Raw genomic sequence first — 22,395 nt, 5'->3', positions numbered from 1 at the left:
CAACGTTACAGTCAATGTCAGGGCGCCAGCCGAGCGGCCATTGTCTATCTACTGCCAAGACGCGAGGGCTACTGTCATGGGATCACTGCTGGAATCCAACGCGGCGGCCGCCGTTTCCGAGCCCTCTTCTCAGGAGCGGGTCGAGCGCCTGATCGCACAGCAGCCTCAAGCGGTCGTCGCGCTGCTGGAGCCGGGTTTTCGGGCCGGTGACGATTCGCGCGAGCTGCTCATGCTGCTGTCCAGAGCCTACGCGGCGAGCGGGAGCCGGGAGCGCTGCGAGAGCGTTACCACGCTGGCGGTCCAGAAATATCCGGATTCTCTCGCGGTCCGGGTCGCGCACGCCGAGTCGGCCATGGCGTGCCGCGACTGGACGGCGGCCGATGAGCGCTGGCGAGTCATCGAGTCCGGCTGGGACGAGTTTTCGGACTTCATCTTTCTGCGTCACGCACGGGTCTGTGTCGAGCGTGACGATCTCGAACAGGCGTCGACGCTGCTCGCGCGATTCCTGCGCTATCGGCCCGGTCACGCTGGCGCAACCGCACTCCAGGATATCGTCGCCAGCCGGCGGGCGAAGAAGTATCGCGTCGAGCTCGTCAAGATCGACGAGGCATCGCCGCTGTCGCTCGAGTTGGCGGCCGATCAGCGCCGCATCGGCAATCGCCGTGCGCTGAGCCGGATTTCGGTGGAGGCCACTATGGCGGCGAGCGCACCGGCATCGCTCATCGTCCGCCGGGGCGAGGCGGCCGAAGCCTATCCCATGGTACCGGCATCGCAAGGTCACGCGGAGGCGCTCGAGGGGTGGCGCTTCTCCGGCCAGCTCGAACTCACACCGGGTGCCGAGATCGGCGTGGAGTGCAGCGGGGTCGAGCACTGGAGCTACCGCCTCAAGCTGGAACCGGTCATGGAGGTGCTGGTCGGGCAGCAGAATTGGCTGTTTCTGGCCAACGATGTGAACGCCAGTATCGATCTCTTTACCGGTCAGCGCCTGTTGAGCCAGGAGGAGCGGCAGCGTTGGGAGCGATTCGCGGAGGGCTTCAAGGCGCTGCAGCGCGAGCGCTCGCTGCTGTTTCTGATCGCCAATGCCAAGGAGAAGGTCAGACCCGAGCGCTATCCCTACGACAAGGCGGATGTCACGGTCACCGAGCAGGTCAAGGCGATATTCGAGGCCGCCGCGCTGGAGTATCTCGATCCGTTGGCGACGATGCAGGATGACGCCGCCAGCTACTATCCCACCGACACGCACTGGAGTGGGCGAGGGGCTTATCTGGCGTTTCGCGACTGTCTGCGACGCTTCGGCTACGACGACGATGTCGACAGTCAGTTTCGATTCGTGGCGCAGGATGTCGTCGGGGATCTCGGCTCCAAGATCGACCCGCCCGCGACGTCGGCCACAACGGTGGTCAGCTTCATTGGTGAGAGCGCCGTCCGCCGCGCCTTTGCCAATGACATACCGGGTACCGGCAATATCACGATGTTTACCAACGAACTGGCCCGGTACCGCAAGACGCTGGTGATCTTCGGGGGGTCGTCGGTGGGCGCCGGTGGCTTCGCGCGGCTGTTCGCCTATCTTTTCCAGCGGGTGGTCACGCTCAATCTTCCCGGCTCCTACGTCAGCGAGGTCGTCGAGCTGGAGCGGGCGGCTCATGTGATCGTGCAGACCAACGAGCGCTACCTGACGCAGGCCGGCAAGTTGATGGAGAGCCTGGATGAGGCCAATCCCGTTGCCATTGGTGGCAAGCTGGCTCCCGCAGCCAAAGCCGAGCTGAAGGCTAACCTGGCTTCTCAGCCGGTTGCCGAGCCCTATTTCTCCTTCTCGCAGGCGATACTCTCGCCACCAGAGCGGTCCTGAGCAGCACGAGACTCTCGTCATTAGCGCGATGGCGGTCGTCAGGTCGAGGCAAGGCCGGTGACCGCGGGCGGCGCTTATCGACATCCTCCCTGTCAGTGGCGAGTTACAAGGTGTTTGTCGGCGGTGACAAAGTCTGCCAAGGTAGGCGCGCGACGATCAGGACCGATGCCACTCGAGAAGCCAAGGAGGGAGTCTCATGCATCACATCGAATGCCCGCGCTGCGGTGGCCATCAGACCGCGTCAGCCGAGGCCCTCTCGTCACCGGAAGCGATCGACTGCCAGATCTGTGGTGAATTTCTCGCCACCCGTCAGGCGCTTTCCGAACGCGAGTCCCCTTCGCTATTCGTTCAGTCTTGCCTGCGTTCTCACGCCCTTCTGCGGGTGATGACGCCGGCGTGACCTTGCGCCCGGCAGGCACAGCATCACGACCATACCAAAACCAAAACCAACGCTAGGCGGCCTCGGTCCTCGAGCGCTGCCGGTTATCGACTCAGGGAATTGTTTCGACATGCTCAAGGTGACACTCGATCTCAGCTGCAACGTCTGCGGCAGTGATCAGTTCATGCTGCCGACGCTGGCAGATGACGTTCAGGATGTTCGCTGCGCCGACTGCGCGGCATTCAAATGCAAGAGCGACGATCTGGAGCGCGCCATGTCCGCCGTGCACCAGAAGGTGCCTGCTCGCCCCGGCCTCTGAGCTCGGGAAGGCCCGACGCCATAGGCAAACGAGAAGGGCCCCGATCAGTGATCGGGGCCCTTCTCGTTTCGGTGTTTGGTGGAGGCGGGGGGAATTGAACCCCCGTCCGCCGACACTCGCCCATCGGCTCTACATGCTTAGTTCCGTCTTTTGATTTAACTCAATGCTCTCCGACGGGCAGGATAGCATCTCGCGATCTCTCTAAGGTTTAACGAATGTCAGGAGAGCGCTGACATCCGCGGTCCCATCAATCTGAGCTCATCTCCTCGCCACGATGAATGGGCACATCGCTTTGAGGCCAGGCTAACAGCTAGCAGTTTTTACGCTGCCAGTGCGCCCTGAGCGTAGTTTTCGTCGTTTGCGACTATTCAATTGTAACGTTGGATTTACGAGATACGTTACGCTCTCGGCATGCACCTCAGGGATTGTCATCGGCGTCGAAGCCATGTCGCCCCCGTAACGCGTCATCATTCTATCAGGTGGTGGCGCTCTCACGCCATATCAACCGCAAGATCAAACCTTTGCGACAGCTACGCCGGTTCAGGCGTGATCGCGCATGACGCGAGCTTTCTCGCGGTTCCAGTCGCGCTCTTTCTGCGTGGCGCGCTTGTCGTGCAGCTGCTTGCCGCGCACCAGCGCCAGCTCGCACTTCACCATGTTCTTCTTCCAGTAGAGCTTGAGCGGGACACAGGTGTGTCCCTTCTCCTGCGTTCGGGAGAATATCCTCGCAATCTCCTTGCGATGCAGCAGCAGCTTGCGCGTCCGCGTCGGGTCCGCGAGGACGTGGGTGCTGGCCGTATTGAGCGGCATGATATGACTGCCGAGCAACCACGCCTCGCCGTTCTTGACGAGAATGTAGGTGTCGGTCAGCTGCGCCTTGCCTGCGCGCAGGCTCTTGACTTCCCAGCCGGCCAGCGACAGGCCCGCCTCGAAGGTCTCGTCGATGTGATACTCGAAGCGAGCCTTCTTGTTCTGGGCAATCGTGTTGTCGCCTGGCGCGTTGGTCTTCTTCTTACCCATGCAACCTCTTCACGGCAGTGGCCTCGGCTTGACGATGGTGAACTCCGCTGTCCCGCAGACGTGGGGGCTGGCGTGATATCATTCAAGCATTCGAGAAACGCAGCCCATGATACGCGCATCGGGGCGATAAATCAGTGGAGAGACCCATGCCAAGCGTGAACCGATCCGCATTCGTTCGGCATACCCCGGAGCAGATGTTCGAGCTGGTCAATGATTTCGAACGTTACCCTGAATTCCTGCCGGGCTGCCGACGTGCCAACGTGGTCGAGCGGGGCGATGACTATCTGATCGGCAAGATGACGCTGGCCAAGGGTGGCGTCGAGCAGAGCGTGACCACGCGCAACGATCTGGAGCATCCCGAGCGCATCGATCTGTCGCTCGTCGATGGCCCGTTCAAACGACTGAGAGGGCGCTGGCATTTCCGGCGCATGGGCGAGGAGGCCTGCAAGATCGAGCTGGAGATGGAGTTCGAATTCAGCAATCGCCTGCTCGGCATGGCATTCGGCCGGCTGTTTCAGCAGGTGGCCGGGCAACTGGTCGACGCCTTCACGCGGCGCGCCGACCAGCTCTACGGCCATTGAGCGTGACGACGCCTTTCGTCGAGGTGGCGTTCGCGACGCCGACGCGGCAGGTCATCGTCGACGTCGCGCTGACACCAGGCATGACCGCGAAAGAAGCGGTCATTGCCGCCGACCTGCCGGCACGCGTGCCCGCCTGGGATGCGACAGCGATCGAGCGCTTGCCGATCGGGATCTTCGGCGCCCGACTGCGCGACCCGGCACGTCATGAGCTGAGCCCCGGCGATCGCGTCGAGGTCTATCGCCCGCTGGAGATCGATCCTAAGCAGGCGCGGCGTGATCGCGCCGCGCGGACCTCAGACTAGGCGATCCACGGCTGCGCGATCGGTGGCCTCGCGACGGGCGACCTGGTCTACGGGTCAGATGCCGCTGGGGCCGATTCGCGGCGTGGCAGTGCCCTCGCCAGCGCCTTCCACGGCCGGTCCGGGCCCGCTGTCCTGGTTGAGCTCGACGTTGGAGTCCATGTCGCCGGATTTGGCGATATCGACGACCTGGTCGTTCTGGAAGGTCAGCGTCAGACGCTTTTCGACCGTATCGCCGTAGGCTTCGTCGAGATAGAACACGTAATCCCACTGATCGGCAGAGAAAGGTGCCTCGAGCAGTGGCGTTCCCATGATCTGTGCGACCTGAGCCTTGCTCATGCCGGTGTGCAGCTGGGAGACCATTTCCTGGGTAATGAGATTGCCTTGGGGGATGTCTCTTTTGTAGACGCCAAAGTAGCTGCAACCGGTGATGAGAGTGGCTGCGGAGAGGAGTACGACCGTTCTGATCAGGTTTTGCATTTGAGTCCGTCTTTCACTATCGTTGCGTGGATTGATCATACCCGACACGAGACGCTACTGCGAAGAGCGACCATGGCCGACGAAAACCAAGAATTGCGCAAGGCGGGGCTGAAGGTCACTCTGCCACGTGTCAAGATTCTGCAGATCCTCGAAGCGACTCGGATGGAAGAAGAGCTCCACATGAGCGCCGAGGACGTCTATAAGGCACTGCTGGAATCGGGAGAAGACGTCGGATTAGCCACGGTATACCGTGTTTTGACTCAGTTCGAGGCCGCTGGTCTGGTGGTGCGGCACAATTTCGACGGCGGTCACGCCGTTTTCGAGATGTCGCAGGAAGAGCACCACGACCATATGGTCGATCTGGAATCCGGCGAAATCGTTGAGTTCTTCGATGAAGAGATCGAACGGCGTCAGCGCGAGATCGTCGAAGAGCACGGCTACGAGCTCGTCGAACACGCGTTGGTGCTCTACGTTCGCCCGCGCGGCTCCAAGGCGACACGTCAGGATGGCGTAAAGAAGTAACCGTTCCCGACGGCACTTGCCGAGAGCGGCGGCAGCACAATCGCAGTCCCCGAACAATAGAACGCCGACCTTTCGAGGTCGGCGTTCGTCGTTTCAGCGGCGTCGGTTCTGGGGCGTCGGCTCTGGGACGCCAGGGTGACGCCAGGGTAGAGGGGCGCCATTGTCGAGGGGCGTCATGGTTGAGGGGCGCCGTGCTCGTAAGGCATCGCCGTCGGATGCACGGTCTTGCCAATCAGTGTGCCGCACTCTGACTGGCGTCGAGCATTTCGCGAGCGTGCGCCAGTGTCCGGTCCGATAGCTTGACCCCACCCAGCATGCGAGCCAGCTCGCGCACGCGGCCGGCCTCGTCGAGCTGGGACATCTGCGTACGCGTGGCGCGGTCGTTGGAACGTTTCTCGATGTGCAGGTGCTGGTGTGCCTGCGCCGCGACCTGCGGCAGATGGGTGACCGTCATCACCTGAGCCTGACCGCCGAGGCGGCGCAGCAGCTGGCCGACGATCTCGGCCGTGGCGCCGGAGATGCCGACGTCGACTTCGTCGAAAACCAGCGTTGCCAGCGTGCTGTGGCTCGCTGCCACGACCTGGATCGCCAGGCTGACGCGAGAGAGTTCGCCGCCGGAGGCGACCTTGGCAAGCGGTCTTGCAGGCTGGCCGGGGTTGGCGCTCATCTGCAGGCTGACTCGGTCGAGGCCGTGAGGCTGCGGGTTTTCCAGCGGCGAGACATCGACCGCAAAGCTCGCTTTTTCCATGCCGAGAAACGCCAGCTGATCCTGCACCTGCCTGGCGAATCGCTTGGCGGTGCGTTGGCGTGTCTCGCTGATCTTTCTTGCCGCTTCTCGGTATTGCTGGCGCAGCTCCTCGAGCTTCCCGCGCAGGGTTTCGAGGTCGTCGTCGCCATTCTCGAGGACGGCGAGGTCGGCAGCGAGACGCTGGTGAAGCTCGGTCAGCTCTTCCGGCATGACGTGATGCTTGCGCGCGATGCGGTGAATCTCCCCCAGACGATCCTCGACCCATGCCAGGCGCTGCGGGTCCATCTCTGTCGACTCGACGAAGTGGTGCAGCTCGCGGGCGGCTTCTTCGATCTGGATCTGGGCGTCGTTGAGCATGCCCAGCGCCTCCGAGAGCCCGCCGCGATCGCTGCCCGGTACCTTGGAGAGCCGCTGCGTGGCCTGTTGCAGCAGCGTCAGCGCACCACCTTCATCGTGATCGCAGCTGTCGGCAGCGAACTGCGCCTCGCGTAGCGTCTCCTCGAGGTGGGCGAGCGTTTCCTGCTCCTGTTCCAGCTGGGCCAGCTCGTCGGCGTGCAGGTCGAGCTGATCGAGCTCCTCGACCTGATAGCGCAGAAGCTGACGCTTGGCCTGGCGCTCTTCATCGTTCTCGCTGCGCTCGCGATACTGGCGGCGCAGTGCGTGCCACTCTTTATACAGGGCGGCCAGCTGGATCACGGCGGCCTGGTGCCCGGCAGCGTCGTCAAGCAGGCGTCGGTGTGTCTCTTCGTTCAAGAGTGCCTGGTGGGCGTGCTGACTGTGGACATCGATGAGATGTTCGCCGAGCTCGCGCAGGTCGGTGACCGTGGCGGGTTGACCGTTGATCCACGCCTTGGAACGGCCGCTCGCGGTGACGACGCGGCGCAGCAGGCAGTCATCGACGGGAAGTTCGCGCGCGGCGAGCCATGCCCGCGCGTCGGCTCGCTCGGTGATATCGAAGCGAGCGCTCAGGTCGGCGCGCTCGGCGCCATGGCGCACGCCACCCGCATCGGCGCGTTCACCCAGGCAGAGCCCCAGCGCGCCAAGCAGTATCGATTTACCGGCGCCGGTCTCGCCGGTGATGGCGGTCATGCCGGAATGGAACTCCAGGTCGAGGGTGTCGACGATGGCGAAATCACGGATCGCGAGCTGAATCAGCATGCTGCCTCCCGAGCGTCGATGGCGGCCGGCCGGTGAAGGGTGACCGGAAATCCGCCGATGGCGGTCTGGTTGTTTATACAGTAGTCGATGATCCCCTTCAATGAATTGCCGGGTCCGGGAACAGGTTTGGCGACCGGGTGCTTGAGATCGCATTCTCGGGCCCCATATAGCGTGGGACTTTGCTTCTTTCCGATCCGTTGCCAGAACACGCTGCCAGGAGGGGTACATGGCCAGAGATCCGCAAAAGCCCGTAGACGAAGAGATCGAACGCGCCCAGCGCGATGTCGAGCCGCAGCCCGTCGAAGCGCCGGTCGAAGGCACCATCGAAGAGTTCGCCGAGGAGATCGAAAACGATCTCGACACGGCCGAGGGTGAAGCCAACCCGGAGGCCGAAGTGCTGGCGGCCAAGGTCGAGGAACTCGAGCAAGCGCTCACGGATGCCAAGGATCAATCCATGCGTGCTGCCGCCGAGGCGCAGAACGCGCGCCGCCGTGCCGAACAGGATGCGGACAAGGCGAAGAAATTCGCGCTCGAAAAGTTCGTCAAGGAGCTGCTGCCGGTCGTCGACAGTCTCGAGAAGGGGCTGGAGAGCATGCAGGACGTCGAAGAGACCCACCGCGAGGGGGTAGCCATGACGCTCAAGATGCAGCTCGACGTGCTGGGCAAGTTCGGCGTCGAACCGATCGACCCGCAGGGCGAGCCATTCGACCCGCAGTTCCATGAAGCGATGACCATGGTGCCCAACCCGGAGCTCGAGCCGAACACGGTGATGGATGTGATGCAGAAGGGCTACACGCTCAACGGTCGTCTGGTGCGGCCGGCGATGGTCGTGGTCAGCAAGGCCGCCGGCTGAGGCGAGGGCGCATGCCGGTGCCATCGGGACTTGAAAGGCGCCGGCAAGACCCCATCTAGCATTCAAACGCGCTATCGGCGCCATCACGAAATCGAATCGTCAACGCATTTTAGAGGTGAGGAATTATGGGACGCATCATTGGCATTGACCTGGGTACGACCAACTCCTGTGTCGCTGTTCTCGATGGTGACAAGACTCGCGTCATCGAAAACGCCGAAGGCGCACGCACCACGCCGTCGATCATCGCTTACACCGATGATGGCGAGACGCTGGTCGGTCAGGCCGCCAAGCGCCAGGCCGTGACCAACCCGACCAACACGCTGTATGCCATCAAGCGTCTGGTTGGCCGCAAATTCAAGGACGACGTCGTCCAGAAAGACATCAAAATGGTGCCTTACGAGATCGTCGAAGCCGATAACGGCGATGCCTGGGTCAAGGTCGGTGACAGCAAGCTGGCGCCGCCGCAGGTCAGCGCCGAAGTGCTGAAGAAGATGAAGAAGACCGCCGAAGACTATCTCGGCGAGACCGTGACCGAAGCCGTGATCACGGTGCCGGCCTACTTCAACGACTCCCAGCGTCAGGCGACCAAGGACGCCGGTCGTATCGCCGGTCTCGAAGTCAAGCGTATCATCAACGAGCCGACGGCCGCGGCACTGGCCTACGGCATGGATCGCTCGCAGGGCGACCGCACCATCGCGGTCTATGACCTGGGTGGCGGTACCTTCGATATCTCCATCATCGAAGTGGCCGATGTCGACGGCGAGAAGCAGTTCGAGGTGCTGGCCACCAACGGGGACACCTTCCTCGGCGGCGAAGACTTCGACCTCAAGCTGATCGACTATCTCGTTCAGCAGTTCAAGAGCGATTCCGGTATCGACCTGTCCGGCGACAGTCTCGCCATGCAGCGCCTGAAGGAAGCCGCCGAGAAGGCCAAGATCGAGCTCTCTTCCGCGCAGCAGACCGAGGTCAATCTGCCGTACATCACGGCCGACAATACCGGGCCCAAGCACTTGGCGGTCAAGGTCACGCGTGCCAAGCTCGAGTCGCTGGTCGAAGACCTGGTTCAGCGCTCGCTCGGCCCCTGCAAGACGGCGATGGAAGATGCCGGTCTCTCCAACAGCGAGATTCACGACGTCATCCTGGTCGGCGGTCAGACCCGCATGCCGCTGGTGCAGCAGAAGGTTGCCGACTTCTTCGGCAAGGAAGCGCGCAAGGACGTCAACCCGGACGAAGCCGTCGCCATGGGTGCGGCCATTCAGGGTGGCGTGCTGGGCGGTGACGTCAAGGACGTGCTGCTGCTCGACGTGACGCCGCTGACGCTGGGTATCGAGACCTTGGGTGGCGTCATGACGCCGCTGATCGAGAAGAACACCACGATCCCGACCAAGAAGACGCAGACCTTCTCGACGGCCGAAGACAACCAGACGGCCGTGACCATTCACGCGCTGCAGGGTGAGCGCAAGCAGGCCGGTCAGAACAAGTCTCTGGGCCGTTTCGATCTGGCCGACATTCCGCCGGCGCCGCGCGGCGTGCCGCAGATCGAGGTCGCGTTCGATCTCGACGCCAACGGTATCCTGAACATCACCGCGAAGGACAAGGCGACCGGCAAAGAGCAGTCGATCGTGATCAAGTCCTCCGGCGGTCTCTCCGATGACGAGATCGATCAGATGGTCAAGGACGCCGAAGCCCACGAGGCCGAGGACAAGAAGTTCGAGGAGCTGGTGCAGCTGCGCAACCAGGCCGACGGCATGATCCACGCCGCGCGCAAGACGCTGGAAGAAGCGGGCGACAAGGTCGAAGCCGACGAGAAGAGCAAGATCGAGACCGCCATCAGCGAACTCGAGGAAGCGCTCAAGGGTGACGACAAGGATCAGATCCAGGCCAAACTCGATGCGCTGACCGAAGCGTCCGGCAACCTGGCACAGAAGATGTATGCCGAGCAGGGCGAAGGCGCGGAAGCGGCTGGTGAGCAGGACGGCGCGCAGCAGTCCGGCAAGAAAGAGGATGACGTGGTTGACGCTGAGTTCGAAGAAGTCAACGACGATCAGAAAAAGCAATAAACACGACGTCTGACGTCGTGTAGACGCTGGCAGCGCGGGAGCCTTGTGACTCCCGCGCTGCTGTTTGCACGGCTTCGACACGGAGGCGGACTCAGTAATGTCCCAACGTGACTACTACGAAGTGCTCGGCGTCGACAAAGGCGCCGATGGCAAGGAGATCAAGAAGGCCTACCGTCGGCTGGCGCAGAAGTATCATCCGGACCGCAATCCGGACGACCAGCAGGCAGCGGAGAAATTCCGCGAGGTCTCCGATGCCTACGAAGTGCTCTCCGATGACCAGAAGCGCGCGGCCTACGACCAGTTCGGCCATGCCGGCGTCGATGGTCAAGGCGGAGGTTTTGGCGGCGGCGGCTTTGGTGGCGCCGGTGCGGGTGGCTTCAGCGATATCTTCGGTGATGTCTTCGGTGACATCTTCGGCGGCGGCGGTGCGCGCCGCAATCCGAACGCGCCGCAGCGCGGCAGCGATCTGCGCTACAACCTCGAGCTCGATCTCGAGGACGCGGTGTTCGGTACCACCGTCGACATTCGCGTGCCGCGCCATGTGGAGTGCGGCCATTGTGACGGCAGCGGCGCCGAGCCGGGCTCGAGCAAGGAGACCTGCCCGACCTGTCACGGTGTCGGCCAGGTGCGCATGCAGCAGGGCTTTTTCGCCGTGCAGCAGACCTGCCCGACCTGTCATGGCAGCGGTCAGTCGATCAAGGTGCCTTGCCGCAAGTGCCACGGCGAAGGCCGCGTTCGCGAGACGCGTACCCTGTCGGTCAAGATTCCGGCCGGTGTCGACACCGGCGATCGCATTCGTCTCAACGGCGAGGGCGAAGCGGGACTGAACGGGGGCCCGGCGGGCGACTTGTACGTGCAGGCCGATATCAAGGCGCACCCGATCTTCGAACGTGACGGGCGCCATCTGCACTGCGAAGTGCCAATCAACTTCGTCGACGCCGCCCTTGGTGGCGAGCTGGAAGTGCCGACGCTGGAAGGTCGGGTCAAGCTCAAGATTCCCGCGGAGACGCAGACCGGCAAGCTGTTCCGGCTGCGCGGCAAGGGTGTCAAGCCGGTACGCGGTGGCCCGGCCGGCGATCTGATCTGCAAGGTGGTAGTGGAAACACCGGTTAACCTGAACGACGATCAGAAGGCGCTGCTGCGGCAGTTCCAGGAGAGTCTGGGTAGCGCCAGTCGTCACTCGCCGAAGAAGGAGGGCTGGTTCGACGGCGTGAAGCGCTTCTTCGAGGATATGAAGCCCTAGGCGAGACGGCGAAACAGGCCTTGATGAACCCCGTGCGGCCAGCCGCGCGGGGTTTTTCGCGTGGGGTCACGGGCCACTCAGCGATCCTACTGTACCTCGAAGCAGCTCAGCAGCGTGCGCTGCAGCACGCTGAAGTTGTCGTCGCTGACCATCAGGTAGCGGTTGTCACCAATCCGCGTTAGCCCCTCGAAGTTGTCCAGCGACCACCCGCTGCCGTTGGAGAGTCTCGCCAGGTCGCTGACCTCCACGCGACCACCGGACTCGAGGTGCGCGCGACGCAGGCGGATGACGATGGAAGTCGGTGGCGTGTAGGCGCGCTCGAGGGCCAGCAGATCGCCATTGTCGAGCACTTCCAGCGCGGTCAGCGCGCTATTGGCGTTGCTGGCCAGCGGGTAGCGCCACTCGTTCGCGCCATCCAGCGTGAACAGTCGCGTCATCTTCTCGGGCCAGCCGTGCGGCGGGCGCTCGATCCCGCCGATGAGGCCCCGGTCGGGAAGGGCCGTCAGCGCCTCGAGGCCGCCGTTCTTCTCGACATCGCTCAGCGCCGCCGGGCGTCGAGCCGGCTCGCTGGCGATGCCGGAAGGGAGGAAGCGCTGCCAGCGGACGTTGCCCTCGAAGCCGATGACCAGCTGAGTGTTGCCGCGAACGCCATCATTGGCGTTCTCGAGCGTCAGCGCCTCGGCGTCGCTCTCGGCGCTATCGAGAATGGCGCCGTCCTCGCCGCGCAGGGGATAGGTATCGAGCGGCACGTAGTCGCGCAGTTCGCCGCTGCCGCTGAAGACCAGGCGCGCGCGGTGCAGCCAGCCACGGTCGGAAACCAGAAACAGCATCGATTCATCGGCGTCCCAGCCGAGACCAGACAGGCCGCCGACCGGCGTGCCGTCCTGCCACTTGGCCGGCAGTGCCAGCGTGCCGCACCACTCGACCGGTGACGTACTCGCCAGAAGGTCGCTCGGGGCAAGCGCCGTGCGGTGAGGAACGGCGCTGCAGCCGGCCAGCAACGTGGCACCGGCAATCCAGGTCAAAGCGTGAAGATGGCATGGCATGCGTATCGGCTCCGGCGAACGGTGACGTCATCCAGTGTAGTGGCGCGATCGGCAAGTGGTGGCTGATATAATGCCGCCATCAACGATCAATCGAGAGCAAGGGAGGCGTGATGACGCGCATAGCGATCATGGGAGCGGCAGGCCGCATGGGGCGAATTCTGCTTGAAGCGGTGCACAAGTCGGAGACGGCCGAGCTGGGTGCGGCGATCGTGCGTCCGGAGAGTTCGCTGATCGGCAGCGACGCCGGCGAGATGGCGGGTCTCGGCAGGGTCGGCGTGGCGCTCGTGGGGTCGCTGGACGAGGCGAAGTCCGACTTCGAGGTGCTGATCGACTTCTCGTCACCGGCGCTGACACTCGACAACCTGGCCTGGTGTGCGGATAACGGCAAGGCGATCGTGATCGGTACGACCGGATTCGACGAGTCCCAGCTCGATGCGCTGAACGGCTATGCCGCGCGGCTTCCGATGGTGTTCTCTGCCAACATGAGTACCGGCATCAACCTGACCGTGAACCTGCTCAAGACGGCCGCCAAGGCGCTAGGCGATGCCGGGTATGACATCGAGGTGATCGAGGCGCATCATCGCCACAAGGTCGATGCGCCCTCCGGCACGGCGCTGATGCTGGGCGAGGCCGTGGCCGAGCCGCTCGGGCGGGATCTGAAAACGCACGGCGTATTCGAGCGCGTCGGCCAGGTCGGGCCGCGCGATCCGAAGGAGATCGGCTTCGCCACGATTCGCGGTGGCGACATCGTCGGTGAGCACACGGTGCTGTTTGCTGCCGAGGGCGAGCGTATCGAGATCACTCACAAGGCATCGAGCCGGCTGACGTTTGGCAACGGCGCGGTGCGCGCAGCGACCTGGGTCGATGGGAAGGCGCCGGGGCGCTACGACATGCAGGACGTGCTCGGCCTCAAGCCATCGGAAGGATAAGCCGGGACAGATTTGGCTTGTGCCGTCGTCAGGGGTAGAGCTCGGAACGACTTTCCGGTACCATTTCGCCAATTTGGCCGGGCGAAGCCGCACAGGCATGGCGTTATCGGCAGGTTTTCTCTTGTGATGCGGATCCTTGTGATTCAGATCCCTCTCGCTATCAGATCGATGATGGCGATGACATGAAGAGAGCCATCCACCGAGCAATCGAGAGCCACCGAACGCGATGCAGCAGTCAGACACATCAAGCGGGATGAAACCGGTACGCCGATTTCGTCCCGCTTTTTTACGACCTGACGTCTGATGGTGTATCGCCCGGGCAACGAGAATTTGGGTGACGGGTTTGACCCGTTGCAGCACAGTTGGTGACCAGTGAGGAGGATGTTGCCTTGAACAGACCCGCGATACTGGCTCTCGAAGACGGTAGTGTATTTCACGGTACTGCGATCGGAGCCGATGGGCAAACCAGCGGGGAGGTGGTGTTCAACACCGCCATGACCGGTTATCAGGAAATCCTCACCGATCCTTCCTATTCCCGCCAGATCGTCACGCTGACCTACCCGCATATCGGCAATACCGGCATCAATGCCGAGGATATCGAGTCGACGAGCATCGCCGCCGCCGGCCTGGTCATTCGCGATCTGCCGCTCATGGCCAGCAGCTTCCGCAGCGAGCAGAGCCTTTCGGATTATCTCGCCGCGCAGAACGTGCTCGGCATTGCCGATATCGATACCCGCAGGCTGACTCGCCTGCTGCGCAGCAAGGGCTCGCTCAACGGCGCGATTCTGGCCGGTGATGCCGCGACCGGCGACGATGCCGTCGAGCGCGCGCTAGCGGCAGCGCGAGAGTTTCCCGGCCTCAAGGGCATGGATCTGGCCAAGGTCGTCTCCTGCAAGGCGACCTACGAGTGGAGCGAGGGCGAGTGGGCGCTTGGCAGTGGTTACGCAGACACCGGCCGAAATAGTCGCCCATACCATGTGGTTGCCTACGACTACGGCGTCAAGCACAACATCCTGCGCATGCTCGCCTCGCGCGGCTGCCGCTTGACCGTCGTGCCGGCCGAGACCCCAGCGGCCGACGTGCTGGCAATGAACCCGGACGGCGTTTTCCTGGCCAACGGCCCGGGCGACCCGGAACCCTGCAACTACGCCATCGCGGCCATTCGCGAGATTCTCGAAACCGATGTGCCGGTCTTCGGTATCTGCCTGGGCCATCAACTGCTGGCGCTGGCTGCCGGGGCGAAGACGGTCAAGATGAATCATGGCCACCACGGTGCCAACCATCCGGTGCAGGATCTCGACAGTGGCCACGTCATGATCACCAGTCAGAACCATGGCTTTGCCGTCGACGAGACCAGCCTGCCGGCCAACGTGCGCGCGATCCATCGTTCGCTGTTCGACGGCACGCTGCAGGGCATCGAGCTGACCGATCGCCCCGCGTTCAGTTTCCAGGGGCACCCGGAAGCGAGTCCCGGGCCGCAGGACGTCTCGCCGCTGTTCGATCGTTTCGTGACGATGATGCAGGCGCGCCGACCGGCTGCGGCCTGAGTCGGCCAGCGCCGAGCTCTGGCGGTCGCGATCGAACGGCGACCGCACTTTAACTACTGAACCCTATTTCGGGGTGGCGCGAGTCGCCGCCCCCTCTTCTCGACGAGTGTTAGCGCATGCCAAAACGTACGGATCTCGACAGCATTCTGATCATCGGCGCCGGCCCCATCGTCATCGGGCAGGCGTGCGAATTCGACTACTCCGGGGCCCAGGCCTGCAAGGCGCTGCGTGAAGAGGGTTACCGCGTCATTCTGGTCAACTCCAACCCGGCCACCATCATGACCGACCCGGTCATGGCCGATGCGACCTACATCGAGCCGATCACCTGGCAGGCGGTGGAGAAGATCATCGAGAAAGAGCGTCCGTCGGCGATTCTGCCGACCATGGGCGGCCAGACCGCACTCAACTGTGCGCTGGATCTCGACAAGCACGGCGTGCTCGACAAGTACGGCGTCGAGATGATCGGTGCCAATGCCGATGCCATCAACAAGGCCGAAGATCGCGATCTGTTCGACAAGGCGATGAAAAATATCGGCCTTCAGTGTCCCAAGGCGAAGGTCGCTCACACGATGGACGAAGCCTGGGAGATCCAGGCATCGCTCGGTTTTCCGGTCATCATCCGCCCCTCCTACACGATGGGAGGCTCCGGTGGCGGTGTCGCCTACAACAAGGAGGAGTTCGAGGAGATCTGCGGTCGCGGCTTCGAGCTCTCCAACAATCACGAGCTCCTGATCGACGAGTCGCTGCTCGGCTGGAAGGAGTACGAGATGGAGGTCGTTCGCGACAAGAACGACAACTGCATCATCGTCTGCGCCATCGAGAACTTCGATCCGATGGGCGTGCATACCGGGGACTCGATTACCGTCGCGCCGGCACAGACGCTGACCGACAAGGAGTATCAGATCATGCGCAACGCATCGCTTGCGGTGCTGCGCGAGATCGGTGTCGAAACCGGCGGCTCCAACGTCCAGTTCGGCGTTGACCCGGATTCCGGACGCATGGTCGTGATCGAGATGAACCCGCGGGTGTCGCGCTCCTCGGCGCTCGCCTCCAAGGCGACCGGCTTCCCGATCGCCAAGATCGCCGCCAAGCTGGCTGTCGGCTATACCCTGGACGAGTTGCAGAACGACATCACCGGCGGCGCGACGCCGGCCTCGTTCGAGCCGTCGATCGACTATGTCGTCACCAAGATTCCGCGTTTCACGTTCGAGAAATTTCCCCAGGCCAACGACCGCCTGACGACGCAGATGAAGTCGGTCGGCGAGGTGATGGCGATCGGGCGGACCTTCCAGGAGTCGATGCAGAAGGCGCTGCGCGGTCTCGAGATCGGTGTCGACGGTCTCGACCCGAAGGTGACGGATTTCTCGACCGAGAACATGGCGCTGATCAAGGGCGAGCTGCAGGCAGCCGGTGCCGAGCGCATCTTCTACGTGGCGGATGCGATGCGCAGCGGCATGAGCGTCGACGAGGTCTTCGCGCTGACCAATATCGACCGCTGGTTCCTGGTTCAGCTCGAGGAGCTGATTCGGCTCGAGAGCGAAGTCGCCAAGCGCTCGCTCGGAGATTTCAGTGCCGATGAGCTCTTCCGCCTCAAGCGCAAGGGTTTCTCCGATGCGCGGCTGGCGAAACTGATCGGTGTCTCCGAAGGCGAGTTCCGCAATCGCCGGCGTGAGTTCGACATTCGCCCGGTCTACAAGCGGGTCGACACCTGCGCGGCCGAATTCGCCTCGGACACCGCCTACATGTACTCCACCTACGAGGAGGAGTGCGAGGCCGAGCCGTCCGACCGCCAGAAGATCATGGTTCTCGGTGGCGGGCCCAACCGGATCGGCCAGGGTATCGAGTTCGACTATTGCTGCGTCCACGCCGCGCTCGCCATGCGCGAGGATGGCTACGAGACGATCATGGTCAACTGCAACCCGGAGACCGTCTCCACCGACTACGATACGTCCGACCGTCTCTACTTCGAGCCGGTAACGCTCGAGGATGTGCTCGAAATCGCCGACAAGGAGAAGCCGGTTGGCGTGATCGTGCAGTTCGGCGGCCAGACGCCGCTCAAGCTGGCGCGTGCGCTGGAGGCCGCCGGCGTGCCGATCATCGGCACCACACCGGACGCGATCGATCGCGCCGAGGATCGCGAGCGCTTCCAGAAGATGATCGACAAGCTCGGTCTCAAGCAACCGCCCAACGCGACGGCGCGCAGCTTCGATGAGGCGTTTTCCAAGGCCGAGAAGATCGGCTATCCGCTGGTGGTGCGCCCGAGCTACGTGCTTGGCGGGCGGGCGATGGAGATCGTCTACAGCGCCGAGGAGCTCGAGCGCTACATGACCCATGCGGTCAAGGTCTCCAACGACTCGCCGGTGCTGCTGGATCACTTCCTGAAAGCGGCCGTCGAAGTCGACATCGACGCGGTCTCCGACGGTCAGCAGGTCGTGATCGGCGGCATCATGCAGCACATTGAGCAGGCCGGCGTGCACTCCGGAGACTCGGCGTGCTCGCTGCCGCCCTACTCGCTGCCGAAGGATGTCCAGGACGAGATGCGCGATCAGGTCAAGCGTATGGCGGTGGAGCTCAATGTCGTCGGTCTGATGAACGTTCAGCTCGCCTGGCAGGATGGCGAGATCTACGTGATCGAGGTCAACCCTCGCGCCTCGCGCACGGTGCCGTTCGTTTCCAAGTGCATCGGGACTTCGCTGGCCCAGGTGGCGGCGCGCTGCATGGCTGGCAAGACGCTCGCCGAGCAGAACTTCACGCGCGAGCTGATTCCGGGCTATTTCAGCGTCAAGGAAGCGGTCTTCCCGTTCAACAAGTTCCCCGGCGTCGACCCGATTCTGTCGCCGGAAATGAAATCCACCGGCGAGGTGATGGGCAGCGGTACCACCTTCGCCGAGGCGTTCTACAAGGCACAGCTGGGTGCCGGCGAGGCAATCCCGCGCCTGACCGGCGAGCGCAAGGCGTTCCTGTCGGTGCGCGATCCGGACAAGCAAGGTGTTATCGAGGTGGCCCAAACTCTGCTAGCCTTGGGTTTCACTCTCGTGGCAACGCGCGGCACGGCCCAGTCTCTGGAAGAGGCGGGCCTCGACGTTGCCGTCGTCAACAAGGTTTACGAAGGCCGCCCGCATATCGTCGATCTGCTCAAGAACGACGAGATCGCCTATATCGTCAATACCACGGAAGGCCGCCAGGCGATCAATGATTCCTCGGTCATTCGGCGCACCGCGCTGGCGCGCAAGGTTCCCTATGCCACGACGCTGGCAGGGGCCAAGGCCGTCTGCATGGCGCTGGAGTACGGTAACGAGATCACGGTGCGGCGGCTGCAGGAACAGCACGCAGGAGCATTTCATGAATAAGGTCCCGATGACCGTCCACGGCGAGCAGGCGCTTCGCGACGAGCTCAACCATCTCAAGGGTGAGGAGCGCCCGCGTGTCATTGCCGCCATCGCCGAAGCGCGCGAACATGGCGATCTCAAGGAGAATGCCGAGTATCACGCGGCGCGCGAGCAGCAGGGCTTCATCGAGGGGCGTATTCAGGAGATCGAGGGCAAGCTGTCGCTGGCGCAGGTCATCGATGTCACCAAAATGCCCAAGAGCGGCAACGTCATCTTTGGTGTGACCGTCGAGCTGATCAACCTCGAGACCGATGAAGAGGTGCGCTACCAGATCGTCGGCGAGGACGAAGCCGACATCAAGGCGAGCAAGATTTCCGTGACTTCACCAATCGCGCGGGCGCTGATCGGCAAGGCGGAGGGCGACGTGGTCAATGTGCGCACGCCGGGTGGTGATGTAGAGTACGAGATCTCGAGCGTCGAGCATCTCTGATCGCCGCGCTGCTGCGCGTCGGTCAAACGGCGTTGAAAGCGGCCTCGGCATGCTCATTTACACCCCGTAAACTCCGCTGCCTCGGCCGCTTTCGCCTTGTTTGTGCCTAGCTCGCAAGCGCTTGCAAAACAGGCAGCTGTCAATGAGAGAAGCCGCGACACTGTCGCGGCTTCTCTCGTTCAGGAGCATTGCGATTTTCGCGGCTCGCGGCTCGCGGCTTTCGCGCTCAGTGCCGGCCGTGATGATTTTCGGCGCGGGTGATGTTGGAGAGCTTCGGGTTGGCCTTGGGGTTGTGGCGGTAGAGTAGCGCGACCTTGCCGAGTGCCTGGACCAGTTCGGCGCCAGAAACTTCGACGAGCGCTTCGATCATGGCGTGGCGATCGTCGCGTTCCGGTAGCGCCAGCTTGACCTTGATCAGTTCGTGGTCGCGCAGAGCGCGCTCGAGTTCCTGCTGGGCGCCTTCGCTGAGGCCATTCTCGCTGACGGTGACAACCGGCTGCAGATGGTGGCCGATACTGCGGTAGGCTTTCTTTTGTGCGGGTGACAAGCTCATGATAGTGTGACCGTTGGAGTTCGCCCAGCGTTGGCCGCTAGCGGTTCTGGATGGAGTCGTTGACGGTCTTGGCGCTCAGCGATGCCTCGGCCTTCACCGTCGAATCGCGCCATGGTAAGGCTTTCGGCGTTCCCGGGAAAGGTGGGTCGAATTGTCGTGCTGGTGCGCTTCCGCTGCCATGCCTCCCGGTCAGCCGGTGTGGTGCATCCCGATTCCCTCTCCATTCGTATATTTCCATATCTTGACCGTCAGGTGATCGTCAGTGGCTCGCCCCTCGAATTCCGACAAGACGAGCTCTGCTTCCAGGCAGAGCAAGAGTAGTGCCGGGTGGTTGAAGGAGCACTTCGACGACCGCTATGTTCAGCAATCCTGGAAGGATGGCTATCGCTCGCGCGCCAGCTACAAGCTGCTCGAACTCGACGAGCGCGACAAGCTGCTCCGCCCCGGTATGTCGGTAATCGATCTCGGTGCGGCCCCCGGTGGCTGGAGCCAGATCGCGGCCGAGAAGGTCGGCCCGCAGGGCATGGTGATCGCTTCCGACATTCTGGAGATGGACGCGCTGGCCGGCGTCAGCTTCATTCAGGGCGATTTCACCGAGGAGCCGGTGTTGAATGCGATCCTCGCCGAGCTGGGTGAGCGCCCCGTCGACCTGGTGCTGTCCGATATGGCGCCGAACATGAGCGGAATGGCAGCGATCGATCAGCCGCAGGCGATGTACCTGGTCGAGCTGGCACTCGATTTGGCCCGGCAGACGCTCTCACCGGGCGGCCATTTTCTGGCCAAGGTGTTTCAGGGCGAAGGTTTCGACGACTACCTGCGTGATCTGCGATCGAGCTTCCGCAAGGTGGTCACACGCAAGCCGGAGGCGTCTCGCGCCCGTTCGCGAGAAGTCTATCTGCTCGCGCAGGGATTTCAGGGCTAGGCTTGCAAGCATGGCCGTGCGGCCCCATATGAGATAGGGTCGAACCATGATAAGCGCTGGCAGCAGGATTCGTACTACGAGGGTGGTGTCTTGAACGACATGGCGAAGAATCTAATTCTATGGTTGGTCATCGCGGCGGTCCTGCTGACGGTGTTCAACAACTTCAGTGTGGATAGCTCGCCGCAGACGATGAGCTACTCCCAATTCGTGGAGCAGGTCCAGAACGACCAGGTCCGCAGCGTCACCATCGACGGTTATACCGTCAATGGTGAGCGCAATGACGGCACGCAGTTCCAGACCATCCGGCCTGCTGCGCAGGATCCAAAGCTGATGGATGACCTGCTTTCTCATGACGTGACGGTGGTCGGTCAGAAGCCGGAACAGCAGAGTCTGTGGACACGACTGCTGATCGCCAGCTTCCCGATTCTGCTGATTCTCGGCATCTTCATCTTCTTCATGCGGCAGATGCAGGGCGGTGGCAGTGGTCGCGGCGGGCCAATGAGCTTCGGCAAGTCGAAGGCCAAGCTGCTGAGCCAGGATCAGATCAAATCTACCTTTGCCGATGTCGCCGGTTGCGACGAGGCCAAGGAGGAGGTTGTCGAACTGGTCGACTTCCTCAAGGATCCGTCGAAATTTCAGCGCCTGGGTGGCCAGATTCCGCGTGGCGTGTTGATGGTCGGCCCGCCGGGTACCGGCAAGACGTTGCTCGCCAAGGCGATCGCCGGCGAGGCCAAGGTGCCGTTCTTTTCGATCTCCGGTTCGGACTTTGTCGAAATGTTCGTCGGCGTGGGGGCGTCACGCGTTCGTGACATGTTCGAGCAGGCCAAGAAGCAGGCGCCCTGCATCATCTTCATCGATGAGATCGATGCCGTGGGCCGACATCGTGGCTCCGGCATGGGCGGTGGACATGACGAGCGCGAGCAGACCCTTAACCAGCTGCTGGTCGAGATGGACGGCTTCGAGGCCAACGATGGCATCATCGTGATCGCCGCGACTAACCGTCCCGACGTGCTCGACCCGGCGCTGCTGCGTCCCGGCCGATTCGACCGTCAGGTCACCGTACCGCTGCCCGATATTCGCGGGCGCGAGCACATCCTAAACGTGCACCTGCGCAAGGTGCCGATGGGCGACGGTGTTCAGGCGAGCATCATTGCGCGTGGTACGCCGGGGTTCTCGGGCGCGGATCTGGCCAATCTGGTCAACGAGGCGGCGCTGTTCGCGGCGCGGCGCAACCGGCGCACCGTCGGCATGGAAGAGCTGGAGCTGGCCAAGGACAAGATCATGATGGGCGCCGAGCGCCGGTCGATGGTTATGTCCGAAAAGGAAAAGCTCAACACGGCATATCACGAATCCGGGCACGCCATTATCGGGCTGCTGATGCCGGAGCATGATCCGGTCTACAAGGTGACCATCATTCCGCGTGGTCGCGCCCTGGGCGTGACGATGTTCCTGCCGCTCGAGGATCGTTACAGCTATTCGCGCCAGCAGATCATTAGTCAGCTGTGCTCGCTGTTCGGCGGCCGTATCGCCGAAGAGATGACGCTGGGTCCGAACGGCGTCACCACGGGCGCGTCCAACGACATCAAGCGGGCGACCGAGCTGGCGCACAGCATGGTCGCCAAGTGGGGGCTCTCCGAAGAGATGGGCCCGCTGATGTACGACGAGGATGAGTCGCACCAGTTCCTCGGCGGCCCGGGTCAGGGCGGCGGCAAGCTCACTTCCGGCGAGACTTCGACGCGTCTCGACAAGGAAGTGCGACGCATCATCGACGAGTGCTACGCCACGGCGCGCAAGCTCCTTGAGGAAAACCGCGACAAGCTCGACCTGATGGCCGAAGCGCTGATGCAGTACGAGACCATCGACTCAGATCAGCTCAAGGACATCATGGAAGGGCGCAAGCCGAAGCCGCCGAAGGATTGGGACGACAACGGCCCGACCACCGGTTCAGGCCATGGCCAGCCAGTCGGAGATCCCGAGCCGCAGCCCGGTGAAGAGGGTAGCGACGACGAAGCCGGCGGGCGTCGGCCTTCCGACCCGCTGGGCGGACCCGCCGGGCCCTGACAGCATC

20 protein-coding genes and 1 other RNA gene are annotated in these 22,395 nt (G+C 62.9%); 15 read left to right on the top strand and 6 right to left on the bottom strand.

Features of this window, described 5'->3' with window-relative positions; translation table 11 throughout:
- The first annotated feature begins 76 nt into the window (after window positions 1-76).
- From IE125_RS03810 to IE125_RS03800, 3 genes are all read left to right on the top strand, one after another.
- Window positions 77-1,849 (top strand): alginate O-acetyltransferase AlgX-related protein, encoded by a 1,773-nt coding sequence (locus IE125_RS03810; RefSeq protein WP_189443276.1) that lies wholly within the window; start codon window positions 77-79, stop codon window positions 1,847-1,849.
- Between the two features lie 196 nt (window positions 1,850-2,045).
- On the top strand, window positions 2,046-2,249 hold the full coding sequence (locus IE125_RS03805; protein ID WP_189443275.1) for a hypothetical protein: 204 nt from the start codon (window positions 2,046-2,048) through the stop codon (window positions 2,247-2,249).
- 109 nt (window positions 2,250-2,358) lie between these two features.
- A complete protein-coding gene (locus IE125_RS03800) occupies window positions 2,359-2,547 on the top strand; it encodes a hypothetical protein (protein WP_189443274.1) in 189 nt (62 codons plus the stop codon).
- A 76-nt stretch (window positions 2,548-2,623) separates the two neighbouring features.
- Here IE125_RS03800 and ssrA read toward each other — a convergent pair.
- Window positions 2,624-3,003: a transfer-messenger RNA gene (ssrA, locus tag IE125_RS03795) on the bottom strand.
- Between the two features lie 84 nt (window positions 3,004-3,087).
- A complete protein-coding gene (gene smpB / locus IE125_RS03790; protein WP_189443273.1) occupies window positions 3,088-3,567 on the bottom strand; it encodes an SsrA-binding protein SmpB in 480 nt (159 codons plus the stop codon).
- Window positions 3,568-3,713: 146 nt separating this feature from the next.
- On the opposite strand from smpB, the gene IE125_RS03785 reads away from it, so the two are divergent.
- Window positions 3,714-4,148: a type II toxin-antitoxin system RatA family toxin gene (locus IE125_RS03785; RefSeq protein ID WP_189443272.1), complete on the top strand. Its 435-nt coding sequence runs from the start codon at window positions 3,714-3,716 to the stop codon at window positions 4,146-4,148.
- A gap of 2 nt (window positions 4,149-4,150) precedes the next feature.
- On the top strand, window positions 4,151-4,450 hold the full coding sequence (locus IE125_RS03780; protein ID WP_229808911.1) for an RnfH family protein: 300 nt from the start codon (window positions 4,151-4,153) through the stop codon (window positions 4,448-4,450).
- Between the two features lie 54 nt (window positions 4,451-4,504).
- Here IE125_RS03780 and IE125_RS03775 read toward each other — a convergent pair whose 3' ends face one another.
- A complete protein-coding gene (locus tag IE125_RS03775) occupies window positions 4,505-4,927 on the bottom strand; it encodes an outer membrane protein assembly factor BamE (protein WP_189443270.1) in 423 nt (140 codons plus the stop codon).
- 72 nt (window positions 4,928-4,999) lie between these two features.
- Here IE125_RS03775 and fur point away from each other — a divergent pair, with 72 nt between their 5' ends.
- Window positions 5,000-5,449 (top strand): ferric iron uptake transcriptional regulator, encoded by a 450-nt coding sequence (gene fur / locus IE125_RS03770; RefSeq protein WP_189443269.1) that lies wholly within the window; start codon window positions 5,000-5,002, stop codon window positions 5,447-5,449.
- A 232-nt stretch (window positions 5,450-5,681) separates the two neighbouring features.
- On the opposite strand, the gene recN is transcribed toward fur, so the two are convergent.
- The gene (gene recN / locus IE125_RS03765; RefSeq protein WP_189443268.1) at window positions 5,682-7,355 is read right to left on the bottom strand and encodes a DNA repair protein RecN; all 1,674 of its coding nucleotides are present in this window, start codon (window positions 7,353-7,355) and stop codon (window positions 5,682-5,684) included.
- A 226-nt stretch (window positions 7,356-7,581) separates the two neighbouring features.
- Between recN and grpE the strand changes: the two genes are divergently transcribed.
- The 3 genes from grpE (at window position 7,582) to dnaJ (ending at window position 11,511) form a co-directional block, all read left to right on the top strand.
- Entirely contained in the window at window positions 7,582-8,208 is a 627-nt protein-coding gene (grpE, locus tag IE125_RS03760; protein WP_189443267.1) for a nucleotide exchange factor GrpE, read from the top strand.
- Window positions 8,209-8,333: 125 nt separating this feature from the next.
- Complete coding sequence (gene dnaK, locus IE125_RS03755) at window positions 8,334-10,268, top strand: molecular chaperone DnaK (RefSeq protein WP_189443266.1); 1,935 nt, start codon at window positions 8,334-8,336, stop codon at window positions 10,266-10,268.
- A gap of 97 nt (window positions 10,269-10,365) precedes the next feature.
- Window positions 10,366-11,511 carry a molecular chaperone DnaJ gene (dnaJ, locus tag IE125_RS03750; protein WP_189443265.1) on the top strand — a complete coding sequence of 382 codons (1,146 nt, stop codon included), beginning with the start codon at window positions 10,366-10,368 and terminating at the stop codon, window positions 11,509-11,511.
- 86 nt (window positions 11,512-11,597) lie between these two features.
- Here the strand turns inward: dnaJ and IE125_RS03745 are convergent, their stop codons facing one another.
- Window positions 11,598-12,557: an esterase-like activity of phytase family protein gene (locus IE125_RS03745; protein WP_189443264.1), complete on the bottom strand. Its 960-nt coding sequence runs from the start codon at window positions 12,555-12,557 to the stop codon at window positions 11,598-11,600.
- A 110-nt stretch (window positions 12,558-12,667) separates the two neighbouring features.
- On the opposite strand from IE125_RS03745, the gene dapB reads away from it, so the two are divergent.
- The 4 genes from dapB to greA all read left to right on the top strand — a co-directional run bounded on the left by dapB (window position 12,668) and on the right by greA (window position 18,852).
- On the top strand, window positions 12,668-13,486 hold the full coding sequence (gene dapB / locus IE125_RS03740; RefSeq protein WP_189443263.1) for a 4-hydroxy-tetrahydrodipicolinate reductase: 819 nt from the start codon (window positions 12,668-12,670) through the stop codon (window positions 13,484-13,486).
- 389 nt (window positions 13,487-13,875) lie between these two features.
- On the top strand, window positions 13,876-15,033 hold the full coding sequence (gene carA, locus IE125_RS03735; RefSeq protein WP_189443262.1) for a glutamine-hydrolyzing carbamoyl-phosphate synthase small subunit: 1,158 nt from the start codon (window positions 13,876-13,878) through the stop codon (window positions 15,031-15,033).
- Window positions 15,034-15,149: 116 nt separating this feature from the next.
- A complete protein-coding gene (gene carB / locus IE125_RS03730; RefSeq protein ID WP_189443261.1) occupies window positions 15,150-18,383 on the top strand; it encodes a carbamoyl-phosphate synthase large subunit in 3,234 nt (1,077 codons plus the stop codon).
- Entirely contained in the window at window positions 18,376-18,852 is a 477-nt protein-coding gene (gene greA, locus IE125_RS03725; RefSeq protein WP_189443260.1) for a transcription elongation factor GreA, read from the top strand. Before carB ends, greA begins: the two co-directional genes overlap by 8 nt.
- Before the next feature lie 226 nt (window positions 18,853-19,078).
- On the opposite strand, the gene yhbY is transcribed toward greA, so the two are convergent.
- Window positions 19,079-19,405, bottom strand: coding sequence for a ribosome assembly RNA-binding protein YhbY (gene yhbY, locus IE125_RS03720; RefSeq protein WP_189443259.1), 327 nt, complete (start codon window positions 19,403-19,405; stop codon window positions 19,079-19,081).
- 262 nt (window positions 19,406-19,667) lie between these two features.
- On the opposite strand from yhbY, the gene rlmE reads away from it, so the two are divergent.
- Both rlmE and ftsH read left to right on the top strand, forming a co-directional pair.
- Window positions 19,668-20,327: a 23S rRNA (uridine(2552)-2'-O)-methyltransferase RlmE gene (rlmE, locus tag IE125_RS03715; protein ID WP_189443258.1), complete on the top strand. Its 660-nt coding sequence runs from the start codon at window positions 19,668-19,670 to the stop codon at window positions 20,325-20,327.
- Window positions 20,328-20,417: 90 nt separating this feature from the next.
- Window positions 20,418-22,388 (top strand): ATP-dependent zinc metalloprotease FtsH, encoded by a 1,971-nt coding sequence (ftsH, locus tag IE125_RS03710; protein WP_189443257.1) that lies wholly within the window; start codon window positions 20,418-20,420, stop codon window positions 22,386-22,388.
- The last annotated feature ends 7 nt before the right edge of the window (window positions 22,389-22,395 follow it).

Origin of the sequence: Salinicola rhizosphaerae (assembly GCF_014652715.1) — a bacterium.
Classification (GTDB): domain Bacteria; phylum Pseudomonadota; class Gammaproteobacteria; order Pseudomonadales; family Halomonadaceae; genus Salinicola; species Salinicola rhizosphaerae.
Note: the sequence above shows the minus strand (reverse complement) of the source record. Positions and strands in the feature narration are given on the sequence as shown.

Excerpts from the sequence above, each read along its gene's own strand:
- IE125_RS03810 (WP_189443276.1), top strand. The coding sequence starts at position 77 with ATGGGATCACTGCTGGAATCCAACGCGGCGGCCGCCGTTTCCGAGCCC.
- dnaK (WP_189443266.1), top strand. The coding sequence starts at position 8,334 with ATGGGACGCATCATTGGCATTGACCTGGGTACGACCAACTCCTGTGTC.
- dnaJ (WP_189443265.1), top strand. The coding sequence starts at position 10,366 with ATGTCCCAACGTGACTACTACGAAGTGCTCGGCGTCGACAAAGGCGCC.
- carB (WP_189443261.1), top strand. The coding sequence starts at position 15,150 with ATGCCAAAACGTACGGATCTCGACAGCATTCTGATCATCGGCGCCGGC.
- smpB (WP_189443273.1), bottom strand. The coding sequence starts at position 3,567 with ATGGGTAAGAAGAAGACCAACGCGCCAGGCGACAACACGATTGCCCAG.
- IE125_RS03745 (WP_189443264.1), bottom strand. The coding sequence starts at position 12,557 with ATGCCATGCCATCTTCACGCTTTGACCTGGATTGCCGGTGCCACGTTG.
- yhbY (WP_189443259.1), bottom strand. The coding sequence starts at position 19,405 with ATGAGCTTGTCACCCGCACAAAAGAAAGCCTACCGCAGTATCGGCCAC.
- greA (WP_189443260.1), top strand. The coding sequence starts at position 18,376 with ATGAATAAGGTCCCGATGACCGTCCACGGCGAGCAGGCGCTTCGCGAC.
- grpE (WP_189443267.1), top strand. The coding sequence starts at position 7,582 with ATGGCCAGAGATCCGCAAAAGCCCGTAGACGAAGAGATCGAACGCGCC.
- IE125_RS03775 (WP_189443270.1), bottom strand. The coding sequence starts at position 4,927 with ATGCAAAACCTGATCAGAACGGTCGTACTCCTCTCCGCAGCCACTCTC.
- dapB (WP_189443263.1), top strand. The coding sequence starts at position 12,668 with ATGACGCGCATAGCGATCATGGGAGCGGCAGGCCGCATGGGGCGAATT.
- IE125_RS03800 (WP_189443274.1), top strand. The coding sequence starts at position 2,359 with ATGCTCAAGGTGACACTCGATCTCAGCTGCAACGTCTGCGGCAGTGAT.
- IE125_RS03785 (WP_189443272.1), top strand. The coding sequence starts at position 3,714 with ATGCCAAGCGTGAACCGATCCGCATTCGTTCGGCATACCCCGGAGCAG.
- recN (WP_189443268.1), bottom strand. The coding sequence starts at position 7,355 with ATGCTGATTCAGCTCGCGATCCGTGATTTCGCCATCGTCGACACCCTC.
- fur (WP_189443269.1), top strand. The coding sequence starts at position 5,000 with ATGGCCGACGAAAACCAAGAATTGCGCAAGGCGGGGCTGAAGGTCACT.
- IE125_RS03805 (WP_189443275.1), top strand. The coding sequence starts at position 2,046 with ATGCATCACATCGAATGCCCGCGCTGCGGTGGCCATCAGACCGCGTCA.